This window comes from Streptomyces sp. NPDC052299, from assembly GCF_040679335.1.
In the GTDB taxonomy this organism is placed as follows: domain Bacteria; phylum Actinomycetota; class Actinomycetes; order Streptomycetales; family Streptomycetaceae; genus Streptomyces.
Genome location: NZ_JBFAUP010000022.1, coordinates 1 through 21,950, shown reverse-complemented (window position 1 = coordinate 21,950; position 21,950 = coordinate 1). Strand labels below are relative to the sequence as shown.

The following is a 21,950-nucleotide window of genomic DNA, read 5'->3' as shown; positions in this document are numbered from 1 at the left end:
CCCGCGCGCTAGAGTCCGGAACTCAGGGACGTTACTGATCGGTAAGGGGTTCGGCTATGCGGCTCGGCATCAATCTCGGCTACTGGGGCGCGGGGATGGACGGCGACAATCTCGCCGTGGCGCAGGAGGCCGACCGGCTCGGCTACGACGTCTGCTGGGCGGCCGAGGCGTACGGCTCCGACGCGCCGACCGTGCTGGCCTGGGTGGCCGCGCAGACGGAGTCCATCGACGTCGGGTCCGCCATCCTCCAGATCCCGGCGCGCCAGCCCGCGATGGCGGCCATGACCGCGGCCACGCTCGACTCCCTGTCCGGCGGCCGCTTCCGGCTCGGCCTCGGCGTCTCGGGCCCGCAGGTCTCCGAGGGCTGGTACGGCGTCAAGTTCGACAAGCCGCTGGCCCGCACCCGGGAGTACGTGGACATCGTCCGCAAGGCGATGACCCGTGAGCGCCTGTCGTACGAGGGGGAGCACTGGACGCTCCCGCTCCCGGACGGTCCGGGCAAGCCGCTCAAGCTGACCGTGCACCCGCAGCGCGAGCACATCCCGCTCTACATCGCCGCGATCGGCCCGAAGAACCTGGAGCAGACCGGCGAGATCGCCGACGGCGCCCTGCTGATCTTCCCGTCGGCCGAACACCTGGAGGAGACTGCGGTCAGCCATCTGCGGGCCGGCCGGGCGAAGGCCGGGAAGACGATGGAGGGCTTCGACGTCTGCCCGACCGTGCCGCTCGCCGTCGGCGACGACATCCCCGGCCTCGCGGACATGTTCCGCCCCTACACCGCGCTGTACGTCGGCGGCATGGGCAGCGCGAAGCAGAACTTCTACAACCGGCTCGCCCAGCGCATGGGGTACGAGAAGGAGGCCGCCGAGATCCAGGAGAAGTACCTCTCCGGCGACAAGAGCGGCGCGGCGGCCGCCGTCCCGCACCAGCTGATCGACCAGACCACGCTGCTCGGGTCCGTGGACCGGATCGCCGAGCGCATGCAGGCGTACGCGGAGGTGGGGGTCACGACCCTGACCCTGGCCCCGGCCGGCTTCACGCTGGACGAGCGGATCGCCGCGCTCCGGGCCGGTACGGACGCGCTGGAGCGGGCCGGTCTCGGGTAACCGGAAGGGGCTCTGCGGCCGTGGTGGGGGCTCGGGGGTCCTCCCCGCCACGGCCGTCACGGGGAACAACGCGGGCGTCCCGGCGGGGTTACGGGCGTACGCAAAAACGGTTCGCCCGGAACCGGTCCGGCGTCTGCCGGCGCCACCCGTTCGGCCCAGCCGCCGCCCCCTCCTGTTGCCCGCCCCGGCCCGGCGCACTTGACTGGCGCTCGGCGACGCCGGCACGGAGGTGGCAGTGATGCTCTCGGCAAAGAACCTGTTCCAGGAGATCCTCGACAACGACGACTCGTTCCGGCTGTTCTGCTCCATCGCGGCCAGCGGCGAATCGCAGGGCGGCTGGGAGAACGGCCGGATCGCGGCCCTCGTCCCCGCGAGCCAGCGCCCGCTGGCCCCCAAGATCGCCCGGCACGGCGCCGACGAGGACAAGCACGGCAGGATCTTCAACGCCCTGCTCAAGAAGCGCGGCCTGACCCCCGGCCCCGTCCCCCCGGACACCGACTACACGATGCTCCTGGAGCGCCACGGCATCGGACTCGCCCACGAGCAGCTGGGCCGCGACGAGCCGCTGACCGAGCGCGACATCATCACGTACCTGGCCCACAGCCGGGTCACCGAGCAGCGCGCGTCCGAGCAGATGCAGCTGCTGACCAAGCACTTCGCGGACCACCCCGAGCTCGGCCGCGCGGTCCGCATGATCTCCAACGACGAGGACAACCACCTCGCGTACTGCCACGAGGAGCTGCTGCGCTTCGCGCGGGCCGGGCACGGCCGCACGATCCAGCGCATCCTGCGCGAGTGCGCGCTGGCCGAGATCCGGGTCTACCGGGACGTCAGCCTCGCCGTCATGGACCACATGGGCCGGGTGCTCGGCTGGTCCCGCGCGAAGGCCGCCGTGCTCGCCGCGGGCATCCACGCCATGTACGCGTACGAACGCCTCGGCGGCTGGCGGCGCATGGTCAGCCTGACGCCGCCCGACCGGCGCGACGCCCTCGGCGGACCCGCGACGCCCGCACCCGAGTACGCGTAGCGCCCCAACGGATCAGAGCCAGCCGCGCCGCTTGAACTGGCGGTACAGACCCACGACCGCCCCCGCCATCAGCAGCAGCACCAGCGGGTAGGAGCCGACCCAACGCAGCTCCGGCATGTGCTCGAAGTTCATCCCGTAGATCCCCGCGACCATGGTCGGCACCGCGGCCATCGCCGCCCAGGCGGAGATCTTGCGCATGTCGTCGTTCTGCCGCACCCCCATCTGCGCCAGATGCGCGGACAGGATGTCGGACAGCAGCCGGTCCAGGCCCTCCACCTGCTCGTTGGCCCGGGTCAGGTGGTCCTGGACGTCCCGGAAGAACGGCTGCGCGTGCTCCTGCACGAACGGCACCCCGGCGCCCGCCAGCCGGGCCATCGGCCCGGCCAGCGGCACGGTCGCCCGGCGGAATTCCAGCACCTGGCGCTTGAAGGTGTAGATGCGTGCCGCGGTGTTCTTGGAGTCGTCCGTACCGCTCGGCGCGAAGACCTGCGTCTCCAGCTCCTCCAGGTCGACCTGGAGCTCGCCCGCCACGTCTATGTAGTGGTCCACGATGGCGTCGCTCACCGCGTACAGGACCGCCGTCGGCCCGTGCTTCAGCACCTCCGGGTCGGCCTCCAGCCGGCGGCGTACGGCCGCGAGCGGCGCGCCCTCGCCGTGCCGCACGGTCACGACGAACGAGTCGCCCATGAACACCATCAGCTCGTGCGTGGTGACCGCGTCGCTGTCGTGGTCGTACAGGACCGGTTTGATCACCGCGAACAGCGAGTCGTCGTACACCTCCAGCTTCGGCCGCTGGTGGGCGGAGAGGGCGTCCTCCACGGCCAGCGGGTGCAGCCCGAACTCGTTGCTGACGAGGTCGAACTCCTTCTCCGTCGGCTCGTGCAGGCCGATCCAGAGGAACGCGTCGCCGGACTCCCGCGCCTCGGCGAGCGCGTCGGAGAAGTCGGCGGGGCCCTCGGTCCGGCGTCCGTCGCGATAGATGGCGCAGTCGACAATCACGGCGCGCATTCTTCCCTGCTTCCGGCCCGGTATGCACCTTTGGCCCCGCCGGGAAACCGGGCCGCGCCCGTACGCTGGACCGCATGCCCACCCTGATCCTCGTACGCCACGGACGCTCGACCGCCAACACGGCCGGGGTGCTCGCGGGCCGGACCCCCGGCGTCGCCCTCGACGAGCGCGGGGCCGCGCAGGCCGCCGCACTCCCCGCACGGCTGGCCGCACTGCCCCTGGCCGCCGCCGTCAGCAGCCCCCTGCAACGCTGCCGGGAGACGCTGGCACCCCTGCTGGCCGCCCGCCCCGATCTGCCGCTGCACGTCGAGGACCGGATCAGCGAGTGCGACTACGGCGACTGGTCGGGCCGCAAGCTCGCCGAACTCAACGACGAACCGCTGATGACCGTGGTCCAGCAGCACCCCTCCGCCGCCGCCTTCCCCGGCGGCGAGGCGATGCGCGCGATGCAGTCCCGCGCCGTCGACGCCGTACGGGAGTGGAACGCGCGGATCGAGGCGGAACACGGCGAGAACGCCGCGTACGTCATGTGCTCGCACGGCGACATCATCAAGTCCCTGGTCGCCGACGCGCTCGGCATGCACCTCGACCTCTTCCAGCGCGTCCACGCCGACCCCTGCTCGGTCACCGCGATCCGCTACACGAGGCTCCGGCCCCATCTGCTGCGCCTCGGCGACACCGGCGACCTCGCCGGACTCGCGCCCCGCGAACCGGGCCCGGACGCCGGAGCCGCCGGGGACGCGGCGGTAGGGGGCGGCGCTGGGGCGCCGTGATCGCCGCGCGCAGTAGGGTGGACGCGCCGTAGAACGCTTTCCGAGGCTCCGGCCCACCCCATCTCTGCCCGTCGACTCTCAAGGGAGACAGGACGTGTCCCGTCAGGTGTTCCTCTACGACCCCCCGGACCGCTTCGTGGCCGGCACGGTCGGGCTGCCTGGACGCCGTACGTTCTTCCTGCAGGCATCCTCAGGCGGACGTGTCACCAGCGTGGCCCTGGAGAAGACCCAGGTCGCCGCGCTCGCCGAGCGCGTGGACGAACTGCTGGACGAGGTGGTCCGCCGCACCGGCGGGAACTCGCCGGTGCCCGCCGTCGCCCCGATGGACGTCACGGACACCGCGCCGCTCGACGTCCCCGTCGAGGAGGAGTTCCGCGTCGGCACCATGGCGCTCGCCTGGGACGGCGAGGAGCAGCGCATGATCGTCGAGGCGCAGGCCCTGGTCGAGCTGGACGCCGACTCCGTCGAGGACCTGGCCGAGGCCGAGGAGCGGCTGCTCCAGGACGAGGAGAACGGCCCGCCGATGCTCCGCGTCCGGCTCACCGGCGCCCAGGCCCGCGCCTTCGCCAAGCGGGCCCTGGACGTGGTGAACGCCGGCCGCCCGCCGTGCCCGCTGTGCAGCCTGCCGCTCGACCCGGAAGGACACGTATGCCCGCGCCAGAACGGATACCGCCGGGGCGCCTGACCGACGCCGGACAGGCCGTCCTGCTCGCCGAGGGCACGCTCACCGTCCTCGGGCAGGTCCGCGGCGCGTCCAACGCGGTGCTGTACTGCTCCGTCGCCCACGAGGGCGAGGAGGCGTACTGCGTGTACAAGCCCGTGGCCGGAGAGCAGCCGCTCTGGGACTTCCCCGACGGCACCCTCGCCCAGCGCGAGGTGGCCGCCTACGAGGTCTCCGAGGCGATGGGCTGGGGCCTGATCCCGCCGACCGTGCTGCGGGACGGGCCGTACGGCCAGGGCATGTGCCAGCTCTGGATCGAGGCCGAGGAGCCGGGCGAGGACGAGCCGGGGCTGCTCGCGCTGATCGAGGAGGAGGAGCCCGGCGAGGGCTGGAAGGCCGTCGCGTTCGCCGAGGTGGGGGAGGGGAGGACCGCCCTGCTCGTGCACGCGGACGACCCACGGCTGCGGCGGCTCGCCGTCCTGGACGCCGTCATCAACAACGGCGACCGCAAGGGCGGCCACCTGCTGCCCGCGCCCGGCGGCCGGCTCTACGGCATCGACCACGGGGTGACCTTCAACGCCGACGACAAGCTGCGCACCCTGCTCTGGGGCTGGGCGGGCGAACCATTGACCCCCGAGGCGGTCGAGGCGCTGGACCGGCTGGCCGCCGACGTGGAGCCCGGCGCCCCGCTGGTCACCCGGCTGGCCGAACTCATCACGGCGGCCGAGATCGAGGCCCTGCGGGCCCGCGTGGCCGGGCTGCGGACGACCGGGCTGCACCGGGAGCCCAGCGGTGAGTGGCCCGCCATCCCCTGGCCCCCGGTCTGACGGCCGGTCCGCCCCGATGCACGCCGGGCGCGGCGGCGCAAGAGTGCCTCTTCGGTCAGGATCACCCCTCCGGTTCGTATCCGGAAGCCGCATCCGGTTACGCTCGTGACATGCATGCCTGGCCCGCTTCTGAGGTCCCCGCCCTGCCCGGCAAGGGCCGCGACCTTCGGATCCACGACACCGCGACCGGCGGACGGATCACCCTTGACCCCGGTCCCGTCGCCCGCATCTACGTCTGCGGCATCACGCCGTACGACGCGACCCACATGGGTCATGCGGCGACCTACAACGCGTTCGACCTCGTCCAGCGCGTGTGGCTCGACACCAAGCGGCAGGTTCACTACGTCCAGAACGTGACGGACGTGGACGACCCGCTGCTGGAGCGGGCCGTGCGCGACGGACAGGACTGGACCGAGCTCGCGGAGCGCGAGACGGCCCTGTTCCGCGAGGACATGACCGCGCTCCGCATGCTCCCGCCCCGCCACTACATCGGAGCCGTCGAGGCGATACCCGGCATCGTGCCGCTCGTGGAACGGCTCCGCGACGCGGGCGCCGCCTACGAGCTCGACGGCGACATCTACTTCTCCGTCGACACCGACCCGCACTTCGGCGAGGTGTCGAACCTCGACGCCGAGGCCATGCGCCTGCTCTCCGCCGAACGCGGCGGCGACCCGGAGCGCCCCGGCAAGAAGAACCCGCTCGACCCCATGCTCTGGATGGCCGCCCGCGAGGGCGAGCCCAGCTGGGACGGCGGCTCCCTCGGCGCCGGACGCCCCGGCTGGCACATCGAGTGCGTGGCCATCGCCCTGGACCACCTGGGCATGGGCTTCGACGTCCAGGGCGGCGGCTCCGACCTCGCCTTCCCGCACCACGAGATGGGCGCCTCGCACGCCCAGGTGCTCACCGGTGAGCACCCCTTCGCCAAGGCGTACGTGCACGCGGGCATGGTCGCTCTGGACGGCGAGAAGATGTCCAAGTCCAAGGGCAACCTCGTCTTCGTCTCCGCGCTCCGCCGCGAGGGTGTGGACCCGGCCGCGATCCGGCTGGCCCTGCTCGCCCACCACTACCGCTCCGACTGGGAGTGGACCGACCAGGTGCTCGCCGACGCCGTGGCCCGGCTCGGCCGCTGGCGCGCCGCCGTCTCCCGCCCCGACGGGCTGTCCGCGGACGCCCTGGTCGAGGAGGTCCGCGCGGCCCTCGCCGACGACCTGGACGCCCCGGCCGCGCTGGCCGCCGTCGACCGCTGGGCCGAGCGGCAGACCGCCGAGGGCGGTACGGACGAGGGGGCGCCCGGTCTCGTCTCCCGTACCGTGGACGCCCTCCTCGGCGTGGCCCTGTAGCTCTTTCTCGTAACTCTCCGTCGTAGCAGCCGACTTCACCGGCCCCGGACTTCTTCATGAAGTTCGGGGTCGGTTCCGTTTTGTCCATGGTCAAATGCTCGGTGCTGCGCTAAAAGCGCTCTATGCAATCATCAACGCGCATCAGATCGGCGGTAGTTGCAGCGCTGCTGGGGCTCCTCGCCGTACTCACCGGGCCGGGTGCCGCCCGCGCCGACGACGCGGCGGAGCCCGCCGGCACGACGGTCGGCGACCTCACCGGCTTCCAGGCCGACGGGGCCGTGTACCGCCTGACGGCGGGGGCGGCGAAGGCACGGGTCACCTTCGTCTCCGAGGAGACCTTTCGCATCGAACTCGCCCCCGACGGCACCTTCGAGGACCCGGCCGGCGACGCCATCGTGCTCCCGCAGGGCGCCCCGCCCCGCACCCGCTGGACGGAGCGCGGCGACCGCTACGAGCTGTCCACCCGGAGCGTCACCCTCCGTGTCTACAAGTCGCCTTTGCGGTTCGCCCTGTACCGGGCCGACGGCAGCCGGGTCTGGTCCGAGGCGAAGGGGCTGAGCTGGGACGCCGAGCAGACCACCCAGACCCTCGCCCGGGGCGCCGACGAGCAGTTCTACGGCGCCGGCATGCAGAACGGCCGGGGCAACACCTCGCACCGGGGCAAGACCGTCGAGGTGGGCGTCGACTACAACTGGGACGACGGCGGCCACCCCAACTCGGTGCCGTTCTACCTCTCCTCGGCCGGCTACGGCGTCTTCCGCAACACCTTCGCGCCCGGCACCTACGCCTTCAACGACCCGGTGACCACCAGCGAGAAGGAGCGGCGCTTCGACGCGTACTACTTCGCCGGTGACAGCGCCAAGGACGTCATCGGCCAGTACACGCAGCTGACCGGCAAGCCGTTCCTGCCGCCGGTCTACGGCCTGGAGATGGGCGACTCCGACTGCTACCTGCACAACGCGAACCGCGGTGAGCGCCGGACCCTGGACGCCCTGAAGGTCGCCGACGGCTACGTCGACCACGACATGCCCAACGGCTGGATGCTCGTCAACGACGGCTACGGCTGCGGCTACGAGGACCTCGCCGAGACGGCGAAGGGCCTCAAGGACCGCGGCATGGAGCTCGGCCTGTGGACCGAGGACGGCATCGACGGTCTCGCGGACCAGGTGAAGGCCGGCCAGCGCGTCGCGAAGCTGGACGTCGCCTGGGTCGGCCCCGGCTACAAGTTCGCGCTCGACGGCTGCAAGGACGCCTACGCGGGCATCGAGGCCAACAGCGACGCGCGCGGCTTCACGTACGCCCCCGAGAGCTGGTCCGGCGCGCAGCGCTGCGGCGTCCAGTGGTCCGGCGACCAGTACGGCACCTGGGACTACATCCGCTGGCAGATCCCGACCTACGCGGGCGCCACGATGTCCGGCCTCGCCTACACCACGGGCGACGTGGACGGCATCTTCGGCGGCAGCGCCAAGACGTACACCCGTGACCTCCAGTGGAAGATGTTCCTGGGGACCACGATGACCATGGACGGCTGGGCGGCCAGCGACAAGCAGCCCTTCCGCTACGGCGAGCCCTACACCTCCATCAACCGCGACTACCTCAAGCTCAAGGAGTCGCTGCTGCCCTACCAGTACTCGTACGCCCACGAGGCGACCAAGACCGGCGTCGGGATGGTCCGCCCGCTGGTCCTGGAGTACCCGGACGACCCGAAGGCCGCGACCGACGCCGCGAAGTACGAGTTCATGTCGGGCGAGGACTTCCTCGTCGCCCCGGTCTACCAGGACAGCACCGAGCGCGACGGCATCTACCTGCCGAAGGGCACCTGGACCGACTACTGGACCGGGCGCACCTACCAGGGCCCCGTCACCCTCGACGACTACAGCGCCCCGCTGGACACCCTGCCGCTGTTCGTGAAGGCCGGGGCGAGCGTGCCGATGTGGCCGGGCATCCGCTCGTACACCGACCGCACCGCCGAGTCCCCGCTGGCCTGGGACGTCTACCCGCAGGGCCGCTCCTCGTTCACCCTGTACGAGGACGACGGCGTGACCCGCGAGCACCGCGACGGCGCGTACGCCACGCAGACCGCCGAGGTCCGCGCGCCCTCCCGGGGCTCGGGCGACGTGACCGTGGACATCGGCGCGAGCAAGGGCACGTACCAGGGCAAGCAGAGCAGCCGCCCGTACGAGTTCACCGTGCACACCGGTTCCGAGCCGAGCGCGGTCCAGTTGGGCGGCAAGCTGCCCCGGCTCACCTCGGCCGCCGCGTACGCGAAGGCGGAGCAGGGCTGGTTCTACGACCGGGACGACCGGGGCGGCGTGGTCAGGATCAGGACCGCACCGCTGCCCACGGACCGCGCGTTCTCCCTGAAGCTGAAGAACGCCAGCGCGGTCGGCGGCCGGAACGCCGCCGCCACGGCCTCCGTCGCCGCCCCGCGCGGCCAGGAGACCGGCGCGGGTGCCCCGAGCACCGTCGCCGTCGACGTGACGGCGGGCCGGGCGGACGTCACGGACGCGTCCGTCACGCTCGACGTCCCCGAGGGCTGGCAGGCCACCCCCGCCGCGCCCGTGGAGCGGATACCGGCGGGCACCACCCGCCGCGTCGAGGTCCGGGTCACTCCGGCGAAGGACGCGAAGGCGGGGGAGGCGCGGTTGACCGCCCTCGTCCGCTACCGGTCGGCGGGCGAGTCCCGCACCGCCACCGGGCGGCTCGCGGTCTCCGTGATGCCGGCGCCGCCCACCGGCGAGACCTGGGCGAGCGACATGGAGTGGCTGACCGCGGTCAACGGCTACGGACCCGCCGAGCGCGACCGCAGCAACGGCGAGTCGGGCGCGGCCGACGGACACCCGATCACTTTGGCCGGGAAGACGTACGAGAAGGGCATCGGCACCCACGCCGACTCCGACATCGAGGTCTACCTCGGCGGGCAGTGCTCCCGCTTCACCGCGGACGCCGGCATCGACGACGAGATCAACGGGTACGGCGAAGTCGCCTTCTCCGTCGAGGCGGACGGCAAGGTGCTGTGGACCTCGCCGAAGGTGACCGGTACGTCGGCGACCGTGCCGGTCGATGTGGCGCTCGACGGGGCGCGGCACGTGCGCCTGAAGGTCACGGACACGAACGGGTCCAAGACCGGTGACCACGGCGACTGGGGCGCTGCGCGCTTCAGCTGCGCCTGAGTGGCGGTCACCCGGCGCAGGAGCCGGGCGGGTACGCACCCGCCCGGCTCCGTGCCACGCTCAGTCCTGCGCCGGGGGGCCGTCGGCCCCGTCGTCGTCCGGCGCTTCGCCGTCCGGACGGCTGTCGCCCGTGCCGCTGCCGTCCGGGCGGTCGGTGCGGTCGTCCCCGTCGGACGGCGGCCTCACGGGTCCGGGCCGGCCCGGACGTCCCGGCTGTCCCGGAGCGGCGTCCGGCCGGACCGGCTTGGGCGGTCTCGTCCGGCCGCTCGACGTGTCCCGGAGGTACGTTGCGTCGCCGCTCTCCGTGGCGTGGCCGCCCGGCGGCGGACCGGACCCCGGTTCGCGGCGCCGCAGATAGCGCTCGAACTCGCGGGCGATGGCCTCGCCGCTCGCCTCGGGCAGCTCGGCGGTGTCCCGGGCCTCCTCGAGGGTCTGCACGTACTCGGCCACCTCGCTGTCCTCGGCGGCCAGTTGGTCGACCCCGAGCTGCCAGGCGCGCGCGTCCTCCGGCAGCTCGCCGAGCGGGATGCGCAGCCCGAGCAGGTCCTCCAGGCGGTTCAGCAGGGCCAGCGTCGCCTTGGGGTTGGGCGGCTGCGACACGTAGTGCGGCACCGCCGCCCACAGGCTCACCGCGGGCACTCCGGCATGGGTGCACGCCTCCTGGAGGATGCCGACGATGCCGGTCGGGCCCTCGTACCTGGTCTCCTCCAGGTCCATGGTGCGGGCCAGGTCCGGGTCGGACGTCACCCCGCTGACCGGGACCGGGCGGGTGTGCGGGGTGTCGCCGAGCAGCGCACCGAGCACCACCACCATCTCGACGCCCAACTCGTGCGCGAAGCCCAGGAGTTCGTTGCAGAACGAGCGCCAGCGCATGGACGGTTCGATGCCCCGGACCAGCACGAGATCGCGGGGCTTGTCCCCGCCGACGCGGACCACGGAGAGCCGGGTCGTCGGCCAGGTGATCTTGCGTACCCCGTTGTCCAGCCACACCGTCGGGCGGTTGACCTGGAAGTCGTAGTAGTCCTCGGCGTCCAGCGCCGCGAACACCTCGCCCTTCCATTCCCGGTCCAGATGCGCGACCGCTGTGGAGGCGGCGTCACCGGCGTCGTTCCACCCCTCGAACGCGGCCACCATGACCGGGTCGATCAGCTCGGGCACGCCCTCGAGCTCGATCACCCCAGCCTCCTTCCGAAGTTCCCTTGCGTACGGACCAACCTTACGGCCTGCGGCCTCCCGGACCGCAGCCCCCATGGACGACCGAGTGACCGCTCGACGCGGCGGCGTACTCCCGATACATCCGAGCTGTCAGTGGAAAATTCCCGCTTCTCTCTGGACTCACGCCCTCGAAGGCGGCTATACATCGGATGACCGGAGCAGAGGTCCGATGTTATTTCCCCTGGGGGCGCGCATGAGTCAGACCGTCACGGATTTCGAGGTCCACGACATCCGTTTTCCGACCTCGGACCAACTGGACGGCTCGGACGCCATGAACCCCGACCCCGACTACTCGGCCGCCTACGTGGTCCTGCGCACCGACGCCGCCGACGCGGACGGCGAGCCCGTCGAGGGCCACGGCTTCTGCTTCACCATCGGCCGCGGCAACGAGGTCATGGCCGCCGCGATCGAGGCACTGCGTCCCTACCTGACCGGGCGCCCCGTGCCCCGGACGGCCGCCGCGCTCGGCGCCCTGTACCGGGAGCTCACGCACGACTCGCAACTCCGCTGGCTGGGCCCCGAGAAGGGCGTGATGCACATGGCGGCCGGCGCGGTGGTCAACGCCGCCTGGGACCTGGCGGCCAAGCTGGCGAACAGACCCGTCTGGGAGTTCCTGGCCGGGATGACCCCGGAGGAGCTGGTCTCCCTCGTGGACTTCCGCTACCTCACCGACGCCCTCACCCCCGACGAGGCGCTGGCCATCCTGCGCGCCGCCGAACCGGGGCGCGCCGAACGCGCCGCCCGGCTGCGCGCCGAGGGCTACCCCGCGTACACCACCTCGCCCGGCTGGCTCGGCTACTCCGACGACAAGCTGGTCCGGCTCGCCAAGCAGGCCGTCGCCGACGGGTTCACCCAGATCAAGCTCAAGGTCGGCGGCCGGGTCGAGGACGACGTCCGCCGCATGGCGCTCGCCCGCGAGGCCGTCGGACCCGGCGTCCGGATCGCCGTGGACGCCAACCAGCGCTGGGACGTCGCCGACGCCGTCGCCCGGATGACCGCGCTCGCCCCGTACGACCCGCACTGGATCGAGGAGCCCACCAGCCCCGACGACGTACTCGGCCACGCCGCCGTCCGCGCCGGACAGCCGGTCAAGGTCGCCACCGGCGAACACGTCGCCAACCGGGTCGTGTTCAAGCAGCTGCTCCAGGCAGGGGCCGTCGACTTCGTCCAGATCGACGCCGCACGCGTCGCCGGCGTCAACGAGAACCTGGCGGTCCTGCTGCTCGCCGCCAAGTACCGCATCCCGGTCTGCCCGCACGCGGGCGGCGTCGGGCTCTGCGAACTCGTCCAGCACCTCTCGATGTTCGACTACGTGGCCGTCTCCGGCACCCGCGAGGACCGGGTGATCGAGTACGTCGACCACCTCCACGAGCACTTCACCGACCCCACCGTCATCGTGAACGGCCGCTACGCCGCCCCGGCGACCCCCGGCTTCTCGGCCAGGATGCGCCCCGAGTCCATCGCCGCACACCGCTACCCGCAGGGCCCCGTCTGGCAGGCCCGGCGCCAGGAGAAGGAGGAGAGCCGATGACCGGCACACGCGACTTCGAGGGGATGAACGCCCTGGTGACCGGCGGTGCCTCCGGCATCGGGGCCGCCGTCACCACCCTGCTCCTGGAGCGCGGCGCCCAGGTCGCCGTGCTCGACCGGGACACCTCAGGAGCACCCCGGGGCGCCCTCGCCGTCGAGGCCGACGTCACCGACGACGCGGCCGTGCGCGCCGGGGTGGACCGGGCCGCCGCCACCATGGGCTCGCTGCACACCCTCGTGTCCAACGCGGGCATCGGCGCCATCGGCACCGTCACGGACAACGACGACGCCGAATGGGCCCGGGTCCTCGACATCAACGTCCTCGGCATGGTCCGCGCCGCCCGGCACGCCCTGCCGCACCTGCGCCGCGCGGCCGCCGGGCGCCCCGGAGCCGTATCCATCACGCACACCTGCTCCATCGCCGCGACCGCCGGGCTGCCCCAGCGCGCCCTGTACAGCGCGAGCAAGGGCGCCGTCCTCGCGCTCACCCTCGCCATGGCCGCGGACCACGTCCGCGAGGGCGTCCGCGTCAACTGCGTCAACCCCGGCACCGCCGACACCCCGTGGATCGGCCGCCTCCTCGACCGGGCGGACGACCCGGCCGCCGAACGCGCCGCGCTGAACGCCCGGCAGCCGCTGGGCCGGCTGGTCTCCGCCGACGAGGTGGCCGCCGCGATCGTCTACCTCGCGAGCCCCGCCGCGGCCTCCGTGACGGGCACCGCCCTCGCCGTCGACGGCGGGATGCAGGGCCTGCGCCTGCGCCCCGCCGGCAGCTGAACCCGCACCCCGCCATACCCACCGGGTCCGAGCCGCGACCCCAACCAGGAATCCGCGATCGGCATCGCTCCGGTCGTCGCCCTCACCGGCGTACCGACGCTCCGACTCGTCGTCGACGTCATGACGGTGGGCGGAGCCCCGGAACGGTCACAGCGTGGACCGCAGCCACTGCTCCACGCTGGCCACATGCACCGTGGCCCACGCCCGCGCCGCCTCCGCGTCGCGGTCCCGCAACGCCCCCAGAATCGCCCGGTGCTCATGCAGCGTCCGGCTCACCGCGTCCTCCTGCGTCAGCCCCCGCCACACCCGCGCCCGCGTCGTCGGCCCCGAGAGCCCGTCCAGCAGCGAGCAGAGCACCGAGTTCCCGGACGCCTGGACGATGCCCCGGTGGAAGTCCAGGTCGCAGGCGACCAGCTCCTCCACCGAAGGACGCTCGCCGAGCGCGTCGAGCTGGGCGCTCAGCGCGTCCAGCTGCTCCTCGCCGATCCGGCCGGCCGCCATCGCGGTCGCGGCCGGCTCCAGGATGCGGCGCACCGCCAGGAACTCCAGCACGGTGTCGTCCCGGTGGAAGTCCACGACGAAGCTCAGCGCTTCGAGCAGCAGCTGGGGGTCCAGGCTCGTCACATACGTGCCGTCGCCCTGGCGGACGTCGAGAATGCGGATCAGCGACAGGGCGCGCACCGCCTCCCGCAGCGAGTTGCGGGAAAGCCCCAGTTCCGAGGCGAGTTCGCTCTCCTTGGGGAGACGATCGCCGGGCCGTAGCGCACCCGAGACGATCATTCCCTTGATCTTCTCGATGGCCTCGTCGGTGACAGCCATGGGCGACCTCCAGACATCCGATGTATCGCCCCATTATGCGGCCACGACGAAGGCCGGTACGACCGTCGGACCGCCCCCGGTCCGCCCGGCCGCCCGGCCCGTCCGTGCTCAGCCCCGCCGCTCGCCGAGCACCTTCTCCACCCCGGCCCGGACCTCGTCCGTCGCCAGGCCCCGGATCGTCAGCGTCGTCCGCCGCCGCAGCACGTCGTCCGCGGTCTCGGCCCACTCGTGGTCCCGGGCGTAGGCGACCTGCGCCCAGACCTCCGGCGCGTCCGGGTGGATCCGCTCGGCCAGCGCCGGATTCTCGTTGGCCAGCCGGGCGATGTCGAACGCGAGCGAACCGTAGTGCGTGGCCAGATGGCGCGCGGTGTCGGCGGCCATCCGGGGACCGGGCGTCCCGCCGTCCACCAGCAGCCGGTGCGCCACCGCGTTCGGGCTGGCGATCCCGGGCAGCGGCAGCTTCCTGGGCAGCCGGGACATCGGCTCCATGTCCTCCGCCAGCGGGTGCCCGGGCAGCGCGGCGAGCTTGTTCATCACCGTACGGCCGATGTGGCGGAAGGTCGTCCACTTGCCGCCGGCCACCGACAGCATCCCGCCCCGGCCCTCCGTCACGACCGTCTCGCGCTTGGCCTTCGAGGTGTCGCCGGGCCCGCCGGGCAGCACCCGGAGACCGGCGAAGGAGTACGTGATCAGGTCCCGGGAGAGCTGCTGGTCCCGTACCGAGAACGCGGCCTCGTCCAGGATCTGCGCGGTGTCCCGCTCGGTCACCGCGACATCCGCCGGGTCGCCCTCGTACTCCTCGTCCGTTGTGCCGAGCAGCAGCATGTCCTCCCAGGGCAGGGCGAACGTGATGCGGTACTTGTCGATCGGCGTGGCCAGCGCGGCCTTCCACGGCCGGGTCCGCTTCAGCACCAGGTGGGCGCCCTTGGACAGGCGTATGGAGGGCGCCGCGTTCGGGTCCTCCATCTTCCGCAGGTGGTCCACCCACGGCCCGGTCGCGTTCAGCACCAGCCGGGCGGTCACCCCGAACTCCGTACCGTCCATGGAGTCCCGCAGCTCCGCGCCCGTCACCCGGCCCCGGGTGAACCGCAGCCCGGTCACCGCCGCGTGGTTGAGGACCACCGCGCCCGCGTCGACGGCCGCGCGCACCGTCATCAGCGCCATCCGCGCGTCGTTCATCTGGTCGTCGCCGTAGACCGCGACCGCCCGCAGGTTCTCCGTGCGCAGCTCCGGCACATCGCGCGCCGCCCGCGCCGGGCTGATCACATGGCCGACGCCGTCGCCGAAGGCGGACAGCGCCGAGTAGGCGAAGACGCCCGCCCCGAGCTTCGCCGCGCCGTGCGGCCCGCCCTTGTAGACCGGCAGGTAGAAGGTGAGCGGGTTGGCCAGGTGCGGGGCGACCTGGCGGGAGACCGCACGGCGCTCGAAGTGGTTCTCCGCCACCAGCTTCACCGCACCGGTCTGGAGGTAGCGCAGACCGCCGTGCAGCAGCTTGGAGGAGGCGGAGGAGGTGGCGCCGGCGAAGTCACCGGCGTCCACCAGGGCCACCCGCAGTCCGGCCTGCGCGGCGTGCCAGGCGGTGGAGATGCCCAGGATGCCGCCGCCGATCACCAGGAGGTCGTACGTCGCCTTGGAGAGCTGCTCCCGGGTCTCGGCACGGCTCGGGAGGGAGCCGGAGGCCGGATGCGTCCCGAGTGCGGGGACGCTCTGCAGGGTGGTCATGTTCTCTACTCCTCGTCGTCCAGCCAGCCCATGGTGCGTTCCACGGCCTTGAGCCAGCTCTTGTACTCGCGGGCGCGGGTGTCCGCGTCCATGCGGGGGGTCCACTCGGCGGCGCGGCGCCAGTTGGCGCGCAGCGCGTCGGTGTCCGGCCAGAAGCCGACGGCCAGACCGGCGGCGTAGGCGGCGCCGAGGCAGGTGGTCTCGGCGACCATCGGCCGCACCACGGGCGCGTCCAGGAAGTCGGCGAGCGTCTGCATCAGCAGGTTGTTGGAGGTCATGCCGCCGTCGACCTTCAGCGCGGTCAGCTCGACGCCGGAGTCCTTGGTCATGGCGTCGCTGATCTCACGCGTCTGCCAGGCGGTGGCCTCGAGCACCGCACGGGCGATGTGCGCCTTGGTGACGTAGCGGGTGAGACCGGCGATGACACCGCGGGCGTCCGGGCGCCAGTACGGGGCGAACAGGCCGGAGAACGCGGGCACGAAGTAGGCGCCGCCGTTGTCCTCCACCGAGGAGGCCAGGGTCTCGATCTCGGCGGCGGACTGGATCAGCCCCATCTGGTCGCGCATCCACTGGACCAGCGAACCGGTGACGGCGATCGACCCCTCCAGGGCGTACACCGCCTTCTGGTCGCCGATCCGGTAACCGACGGTCGTCAGCAGCCCGTTGTACGAGTTGACGGGCGTGTCGCCGGTGTTGATCAGCATGAAGGTGCCGGTGCCGTACGTGGACTTGGCCTCGCCCTCGGAGAAGCAGGTCTGGCCGAACAGCGCCGCCTGCTGGTCGCCGAGCGCGGAGGCCACCGGCACCCCGTCGAGCACGCCGCCCTTGGTGGTGCCGTAGACCTCCGAGGAGGACCGGATCTCGGGGAGCACGGCCGTGGGCACGCCGATGGAGGAACAGATCTTCTCGTCCCACTGCATGGTGTGCAGGTTCATCAGGAGGGTCCGCGAGGCGTTGGTGACGTCGGTGACGTGGACGCCGCCGTCGGTGCCGCCGGTCAGGTTCCAGATGACCCAGGAGTCCATCGTGCCGAAGAGGATGTCGCCGCGCTCGGCCCGCTCGCGCAGCCCCTCGACGTGGTCGAGCAGCCAGCGCGCCTTGGGCCCGGCGAAGTAGGAGGAGAGCGGCAGCCCGGTCTCGCGGCGGAAGCGGTCCGGGCCGACGTTGCGCCCGAGCTCCTTGCAGAGCGCGTCCGTACGGGTGTCCTGCCAGACGATGGCGTTGTGGACGGGCTCACCGGTGTTCTTGTCCCACAGCAGGGTGGTCTCGCGCTGGTTGGTGATGCCGATCGCCTTCACGTCGGCGGCGGTGATGCCCGCCTTGGAGATCGCCCCGGCCACGACTTCCTGGACGTTCGCCCAGATTTCGGCCGCGTCGTGTTCGACCCAGCCGGGCTTGGGAAAGATCTGCTCGTGCTCCTTCTGGTCGACGGAGACGATCCGCCCGTCCTTGTCGAAGACGATGCAGCGGCTGGAGGTCGTGCCTTGGTCGATGGCCGCGATGAACGGCCCGGCGCCGTGGCTGCCGGTGGTGTGTGCGTCGGTCACGGTGTGCTCCCGGAGGTCTGTGCGGTGTGGTGTGAGGGCGGACACGGCCTAGGCGAACGCGAGGTTGTAGAGGCCGCCCGCGAGTGCGCCGCCGATCAGCGGGCCGACGACGGGGACCCATGCGTAGCCCCAGTCGGAGCCGCCCTTGTTCGGCAGCGGAAGCAGCGCGTGCACGATACGCGGGCCGAGGTCGCGGACCGGGTTGATCGCGTAGCCCGTCGGCCCGCCGAGCGACAGGCCGATGCCGACGACGACCAGGGCGGTGATCAGCGCGCCCAGCGTGCCGAGGCCGTCGCCGTCGGCGTTGAGGCCCTGGGTGAGGATGGCGAGGACCAGGACGACCGTGGCGATGACCTCGGTGAGGACGTTCTGCACCGCGTTCCGGATCTCGGGGCCCGTCGAGAAGACGCCGAGGACCGGTCCGGCCTTGGGGGCCGCGGCCTGGTCGACCATGCCCTCCTCACCCGAATGGGCGCGCAGGATCTCCGGATCGGTCAGATGGGCCCGGAACTGCCCGTAGTAGGTCAGCCAGACCAGCACCGCGCCGATCATCGCGCCGAGCAGTTCGGAGGCGAGGTAGAGCGGTACGTCGCTCCACTCCGTGCCGCCCTCGATGGCCAGGCCGATGGTGACGGCCGGGTTGAGATGCGCCCCCGACACGCCGCCGGCGAGATACGCGCCGGTCAGTACCGCGAAGCCCCACCCGAAGGTGATGGCGACCCAGCCGGCGTTCTGCGCCTTCGAGTGCTTGAGCGTGACGGCGGCACAGACACCGCCGCCGAGCAGGATGAGTACGGCGGTACCGATGGTCTCGCCGATGAAGATGTCGGAGCTGGACACCCGCGACTCCTTTGTCCTTCGTCCAGGAAGCCGAACCCCGGGTCCCACCGGTGGTCCGCGCCCTCGTGTGAGGGCTTGGCCGGCCCCTGGGGGGTGTCTTGCCGATCAGGGTCGGGCAGGACACCCCCCAGCACCGTCACACCCTAACGCGAATATCCGTTAAGTGTTCGACAATGCCGACCGGTGAACGGCAGTGTTTCTCCCGGGCGAAGGCAGCGTCAAGAGGGATGTGACGTACGAATCGATCGTTACGAGGAGAGCCGCCCGGGACCGGGCGGCTCAGAAGCGGCGGGCGCCCAGGTCCCGCGAGACCGCGCGGGCGCAGTCGCGGACCGCCGCGACCAGCTCCGGGCGCAGCTCCCCGTCCTTGCAGACGCGCTCCACCGCGCCGGTGACGGCTATCGCCCCGACCGGCATCCGCCGCCGGTCGTGGATCGGCGCGGCCACCGCGGCCACGCCCTCCCAGGTCTCCTCCACGTCGGACCCCCAGCCCCGGGCCCGTACGACGTCGAGCACCGACTCGAACTCCGCCGCGCCGGTCACCGTCCGGGGCGTGAACGGCTGCCGCTCGGCCTCCATGGCCTCGGTGTGCGCCACCGGGTCGTACGCGGCGAGCACCTTGCCCAGCGCCGTGGAGTGCAGCGGCTGCATGGCGCCCACCTCGAGCACCTGGCGGCTGTCGTCGGGCCGGAAGACGTGGTGGACGATGAGGACGCCCTGCTGGTGCAGCACGCCGAGATGGACGCTCTCGCCGCTGGACCGGGCCAGGTCGTCCGTCCACACCAGGGCCCGGGCCCGCAGCTCGTGCACGTCGAGATAGCTGTTGCCCAGGCGCAACAGTTCCGCGCCCAGCTGGTAGCGGCCGGAGGTGGCGTCCTGCTCCACGAAGCCCTCGTGCTGGAGGGTGCGCAGGATGCCGTGCGCGGTGCCCTTGGCCAGGCCCAGTGAGGAGGCGATGTCGGACAGCCCGAGCCGCCGCTCGCCGCCTGCCAGCAGGCGCAGCATCGCGGCCGCCCGCTCCAGCGACTGGATGTTCTTGGCCATCGCGCCGTACTCCTCCACCTTGTTCGACAATGCTGAACACTATCGGTCGATGCCGACCTGCGCTCGGCTGCGGCAGAAGTCCGCAGCACCCCCCGACACCGGATCCCCCTGTCATCAGGATGCCGTCCGGCTCGTGGGACAGAGTGACGGCCCAGGTCGCGGCCCGGCTACCCTGGCCGGGTGCGCCTTCCGCCGAAGACGCAAAGCCGACAGCCGTCGCATCCCAGGGAGTACATCCATGGCCTCGTCGCCGACCCCTTCCGCCGACAGCCGGAACCGATCCGCAGCCCTCCGCGAGGCGCTCGCCACCCGCGTGGTGGTGGCCGACGGTGCCATGGGCACCATGCTCCAGGCCCAGGACCCCACGCTCGCGGACTTCGAGAACCTCGAAGGCTGCAACGAGATCCTCAACCTCACCCGGCCGGACATCGTGCGCTCCGTGCACGAGGCGTACTTCGCCGTCGGCGTGGACTGCGTCGAGACGAACACCTTCGGGGCCAACACGGCGGCGCTCGGCGAGTACGACATTCCCGAGCGGGTGCACGAGCTGTCGGAGGCCGGGGCGCGCATCGCCCGCGAGGTCGCCGACGAGTACACCGCCTCCACCGGCGAGCAGCGCTGGGTCCTCGGCTCGATGGGCCCCGGCACCAAGCTGCCGACCCTCGGCCACATCGCGTACGCCACCGTCCGCGACGGCTTCCAGGCCAACGCCGAGGGCCTGATCGCCGGCGGCGCCGACGCGCTGATCGTCGAGACGACGCAGGACCTCCTCCAGACCAAGGCCGCCGTCCTCGGCGCTCGCCGTGCCCTCGACGCCCTGGGCAGCGACCTCCCGCTGCTGTGCTCCCTGGCCTTCGAGACGACCGGCACCATGCTGCTGGGCTCCGAGATCGGCGCGGCCTTGACCGCCCTGGAACCCCTCGGCATCGACATGATCGGCCTGAACTGCTCGACCGGCCCGGCCGAGATGAGCGAGCACCTGCGCTACCTCGCCCGGCACTCCCGCATCCCGCTGCTCTGCATGCCCAACGCCGGACTGCCGGTCCTCACCAAGGACGGCGCGCACTTCCCGCTCGACGCCGAGGGGCTGGCCGACGCGCAGGAGGCCTTCGTCCAGGAGTACGGCCTCTCGCTGGTCGGCGGCTGCTGCGGTACGACCCCGGAGCACCTGCGCCAGGTGGTCGAGCGCGTACGCGGGACGGCGCCGGGCGCCCGCGACCCGCGCCCCGAGCCCGGCGCCGCCTCGCTCTACCAGACCATCCCGTTCCGCCAGGACACGGCGTATCTGGCGATCGGTGAGCGCACGAACGCCAACGGGTCGAAGAAGTTCCGCGAGGCCATGCTCGAAGGCCGCTGGGACGACTGCGTCGAGATGGCCCGCGACCAGATCCGCGAGGGCGCGCACATGCTCGACCTGTGCGTGGACTACGTGGGCCGCGACGGCGTCGCCGACATGGACGAGCTGGCCGGCCGGTTCGCCACCGCCTCCACCCTGCCCATCGTCCTGGACTCCACGGAGCTGCCCGTGCTCAGGGCGGGCCTGGAGAAGCTGGGCGGCCGCGCGGTCCTGAACTCGGTCAATTACGAGGACGGTGATGGTCCGGAGTCGCGTTTCGCGAAGGTGACGCGGCTGGCGGCGGAGCACGGTGCCGCGTTGATCGCGCTGACGATCGACGAGGAGGGGCAGGCCCGTACGGCCGAGCACAAGGTGGCCGTCGCGGAGCGGCTGATCGCGGATCTGACCGGCAACTGGGGCATTCAGGAGTCGGACATCCTCATCGACACCCTGACGTTCACCATCTGCACGGGGCAGGAGGAGTCGCGGAAGGACGGGGTCGCCACCATCGAGGCGATCCGGGAGCTGAAGAAGCGTCACCCGGACGTGCAGACGACGCTGGGTCTGTCGAACATCTCCTTCGGTCTGAATCCGGCCGCGCGTGTGGTGCTGAACTCGGTCTTCCTGGACGAGTGCGTGAAGGCGGGCCTGGACTCGGCGATCGTGCACGCGTCGAAGATCCTCCCGATCGCCCGGCTCGAGGAGGAGCAGGTCAAGGTCGCGCTCGACCTGATCTACGACCGCCGCGCCGAGGGCTACGACCCGCTCCAGAGGCTCATGGAGCTGTTCGAGGGCGTCAACATGAAGTCCCTCAAGGAGGGCAAGGCCGAGGAGCTGGCCGCCCTCCCGCTGGACGAGCGGCTTCAGCGGCGGATCATCGACGGCGAGAAGAACGGCCTGGAGGACGACCTCACCGAGGCGCTGAAGGACACGCCCGCGCTCGACATCGTCAACAACACCCTCCTGGAGGGCATGAAGGTCGTCGGCGAGCTGTTCGGTTCCGGGCAGATGCAGCTGCCGTTCGTCCTGCAGTCCGCCGAGGTCATGAAGGCCGCGGTCGCGTACCTCGAACCGCACATGGAGAAGTCGGACGCCGAGGGCAAGGGCACTATCGTGCTGGCCACCGTCCGCGGCGACGTCCACGACATCGGCAAGAACCTGGTCGACATCATCCTCTCCAACAACGGGTTCAACGTCGTCAACAT

17 protein-coding genes are annotated in these 21,950 nt (G+C 71.8%); 10 read left to right on the top strand and 7 right to left on the bottom strand.

The window, feature by feature from the left end; translation table 11 throughout:
* The first annotated feature begins 56 nt into the window (after positions 1 to 56).
* Both AB0L33_RS29580 and AB0L33_RS29575 read left to right on the top strand, forming a co-directional pair.
* Positions 57 to 1,106: an LLM class F420-dependent oxidoreductase gene (locus AB0L33_RS29580; protein WP_365686322.1), complete on the top strand. Its 1,050-nt coding sequence runs from the start codon at positions 57 to 59 to the stop codon at positions 1,104 to 1,106.
* A gap of 238 nt (positions 1,107 to 1,344) precedes the next feature.
* Positions 1,345 to 2,133, top strand: coding sequence for a ferritin-like domain-containing protein (locus AB0L33_RS29575; RefSeq protein WP_365686321.1), 789 nt, complete (start codon positions 1,345 to 1,347; stop codon positions 2,131 to 2,133).
* Positions 2,134 to 2,145: 12 nt separating this feature from the next.
* Here the strand turns inward: AB0L33_RS29575 and AB0L33_RS29570 are convergent, their stop codons facing one another.
* Positions 2,146 to 3,141: a magnesium and cobalt transport protein CorA gene (locus AB0L33_RS29570; RefSeq protein WP_365686319.1), complete on the bottom strand. Its 996-nt coding sequence runs from the start codon at positions 3,139 to 3,141 to the stop codon at positions 2,146 to 2,148.
* A 74-nt stretch (positions 3,142 to 3,215) separates the two neighbouring features.
* Between AB0L33_RS29570 and AB0L33_RS29565 the strand changes: the two genes are divergently transcribed.
* The 5 genes from AB0L33_RS29565 to AB0L33_RS29545 all read left to right on the top strand — a co-directional run bounded on the left by AB0L33_RS29565 (position 3,216) and on the right by AB0L33_RS29545 (position 9,915).
* The gene (locus tag AB0L33_RS29565; protein WP_365686318.1) at positions 3,216 to 3,914 is read left to right on the top strand and encodes an MSMEG_4193 family putative phosphomutase; all 699 of its coding nucleotides are present in this window, start codon (positions 3,216 to 3,218) and stop codon (positions 3,912 to 3,914) included.
* A 94-nt stretch (positions 3,915 to 4,008) separates the two neighbouring features.
* Positions 4,009 to 4,599, top strand: a complete 591-nt coding sequence (locus tag AB0L33_RS29560) for a DUF3090 domain-containing protein (protein WP_143623319.1) — start codon at positions 4,009 to 4,011, stop codon at positions 4,597 to 4,599.
* Positions 4,563 to 5,402: an SCO1664 family protein gene (locus AB0L33_RS29555; RefSeq protein ID WP_365686316.1), complete on the top strand. Its 840-nt coding sequence runs from the start codon at positions 4,563 to 4,565 to the stop codon at positions 5,400 to 5,402. The genes AB0L33_RS29560 and AB0L33_RS29555 overlap by 37 nt, the downstream gene beginning before the upstream one ends.
* A 110-nt stretch (positions 5,403 to 5,512) precedes the next feature.
* Entirely contained in the window at positions 5,513 to 6,742 is a 1,230-nt protein-coding gene (gene mshC / locus AB0L33_RS29550) for a cysteine--1-D-myo-inosityl 2-amino-2-deoxy-alpha-D-glucopyranoside ligase (protein WP_365686314.1), read from the top strand.
* 122 nt (positions 6,743 to 6,864) lie between these two features.
* Entirely contained in the window at positions 6,865 to 9,915 is a 3,051-nt protein-coding gene (locus AB0L33_RS29545; protein WP_365686312.1) for an NPCBM/NEW2 domain-containing protein, read from the top strand.
* A gap of 60 nt (positions 9,916 to 9,975) precedes the next feature.
* Here the strand turns inward: AB0L33_RS29545 and AB0L33_RS29540 are convergent, their stop codons facing one another.
* Complete coding sequence (locus AB0L33_RS29540) at positions 9,976 to 11,091, bottom strand: PAC2 family protein (protein WP_365686310.1); 1,116 nt, start codon at positions 11,089 to 11,091, stop codon at positions 9,976 to 9,978.
* A 232-nt stretch (positions 11,092 to 11,323) separates the two neighbouring features.
* Here AB0L33_RS29540 and AB0L33_RS29535 point away from each other — a divergent pair, with 232 nt between their 5' ends.
* Positions 11,324 to 12,661 (top strand): enolase C-terminal domain-like protein, encoded by a 1,338-nt coding sequence (locus AB0L33_RS29535; protein WP_365686308.1) that lies wholly within the window; start codon positions 11,324 to 11,326, stop codon positions 12,659 to 12,661.
* Complete coding sequence (locus tag AB0L33_RS29530; protein ID WP_365686307.1) at positions 12,658 to 13,437, top strand: SDR family oxidoreductase; 780 nt, start codon at positions 12,658 to 12,660, stop codon at positions 13,435 to 13,437. Before AB0L33_RS29535 ends, AB0L33_RS29530 begins: the two co-directional genes overlap by 4 nt.
* Positions 13,438 to 13,584: 147 nt before the next feature.
* Here the strand turns inward: AB0L33_RS29530 and AB0L33_RS29525 are convergent, their stop codons facing one another.
* From AB0L33_RS29525 to AB0L33_RS29505, 5 genes are all read right to left on the bottom strand, one after another.
* The gene (locus AB0L33_RS29525; protein ID WP_365686306.1) at positions 13,585 to 14,256 is read right to left on the bottom strand and encodes a FadR/GntR family transcriptional regulator; all 672 of its coding nucleotides are present in this window, start codon (positions 14,254 to 14,256) and stop codon (positions 13,585 to 13,587) included.
* A gap of 108 nt (positions 14,257 to 14,364) precedes the next feature.
* Positions 14,365 to 15,978 (bottom strand): glycerol-3-phosphate dehydrogenase/oxidase, encoded by a 1,614-nt coding sequence (locus AB0L33_RS29520; RefSeq protein ID WP_365686304.1) that lies wholly within the window; start codon positions 15,976 to 15,978, stop codon positions 14,365 to 14,367.
* A gap of 5 nt (positions 15,979 to 15,983) precedes the next feature.
* Positions 15,984 to 17,525: a glycerol kinase GlpK gene (glpK, locus tag AB0L33_RS29515; protein ID WP_365686301.1), complete on the bottom strand. Its 1,542-nt coding sequence runs from the start codon at positions 17,523 to 17,525 to the stop codon at positions 15,984 to 15,986.
* A gap of 48 nt (positions 17,526 to 17,573) precedes the next feature.
* Positions 17,574 to 18,365: an MIP/aquaporin family protein gene (locus AB0L33_RS29510; protein ID WP_365686300.1), complete on the bottom strand. Its 792-nt coding sequence runs from the start codon at positions 18,363 to 18,365 to the stop codon at positions 17,574 to 17,576.
* 279 nt (positions 18,366 to 18,644) lie between these two features.
* Entirely contained in the window at positions 18,645 to 19,409 is a 765-nt protein-coding gene (locus AB0L33_RS29505; protein ID WP_365686457.1) for an IclR family transcriptional regulator, read from the bottom strand.
* 238 nt (positions 19,410 to 19,647) lie between these two features.
* On the opposite strand from AB0L33_RS29505, the gene AB0L33_RS29500 reads away from it, so the two are divergent.
* Positions 19,648 to 21,950 (top strand): homocysteine S-methyltransferase family protein (locus AB0L33_RS29500; RefSeq protein WP_365686298.1); only part of this gene is annotated, 2,303 nt, incomplete at its 3' end.

Bases quoted from the DNA above. Each gene is read 5' to 3' on its own strand.
- AB0L33_RS29575 (WP_365686321.1), top strand. From the start codon at position 1,345: ATGCTCTCGGCAAAGAACCTGTTCCAGGAGATCCTCGACAACGACGAC.
- AB0L33_RS29530 (WP_365686307.1), top strand. From the start codon at position 12,658: ATGACCGGCACACGCGACTTCGAGGGGATGAACGCCCTGGTGACCGGC.
- AB0L33_RS29580 (WP_365686322.1), top strand. From the start codon at position 57: ATGCGGCTCGGCATCAATCTCGGCTACTGGGGCGCGGGGATGGACGGC.
- AB0L33_RS29525 (WP_365686306.1), bottom strand. From the start codon at position 14,256: ATGGCTGTCACCGACGAGGCCATCGAGAAGATCAAGGGAATGATCGTC.
- AB0L33_RS29545 (WP_365686312.1), top strand. From the start codon at position 6,865: ATGCAATCATCAACGCGCATCAGATCGGCGGTAGTTGCAGCGCTGCTG.
- AB0L33_RS29535 (WP_365686308.1), top strand. From the start codon at position 11,324: ATGAGTCAGACCGTCACGGATTTCGAGGTCCACGACATCCGTTTTCCG.
- AB0L33_RS29520 (WP_365686304.1), bottom strand. From the start codon at position 15,978: ATGACCACCCTGCAGAGCGTCCCCGCACTCGGGACGCATCCGGCCTCC.
- AB0L33_RS29555 (WP_365686316.1), top strand. From the start codon at position 4,563: ATGCCCGCGCCAGAACGGATACCGCCGGGGCGCCTGACCGACGCCGGA.
- AB0L33_RS29565 (WP_365686318.1), top strand. From the start codon at position 3,216: ATGCCCACCCTGATCCTCGTACGCCACGGACGCTCGACCGCCAACACG.
- AB0L33_RS29570 (WP_365686319.1), bottom strand. From the start codon at position 3,141: ATGCGCGCCGTGATTGTCGACTGCGCCATCTATCGCGACGGACGCCGG.
- AB0L33_RS29505 (WP_365686457.1), bottom strand. From the start codon at position 19,409: ATGGCCAAGAACATCCAGTCGCTGGAGCGGGCGGCCGCGATGCTGCGC.
- mshC (WP_365686314.1), top strand. From the start codon at position 5,513: ATGCATGCCTGGCCCGCTTCTGAGGTCCCCGCCCTGCCCGGCAAGGGC.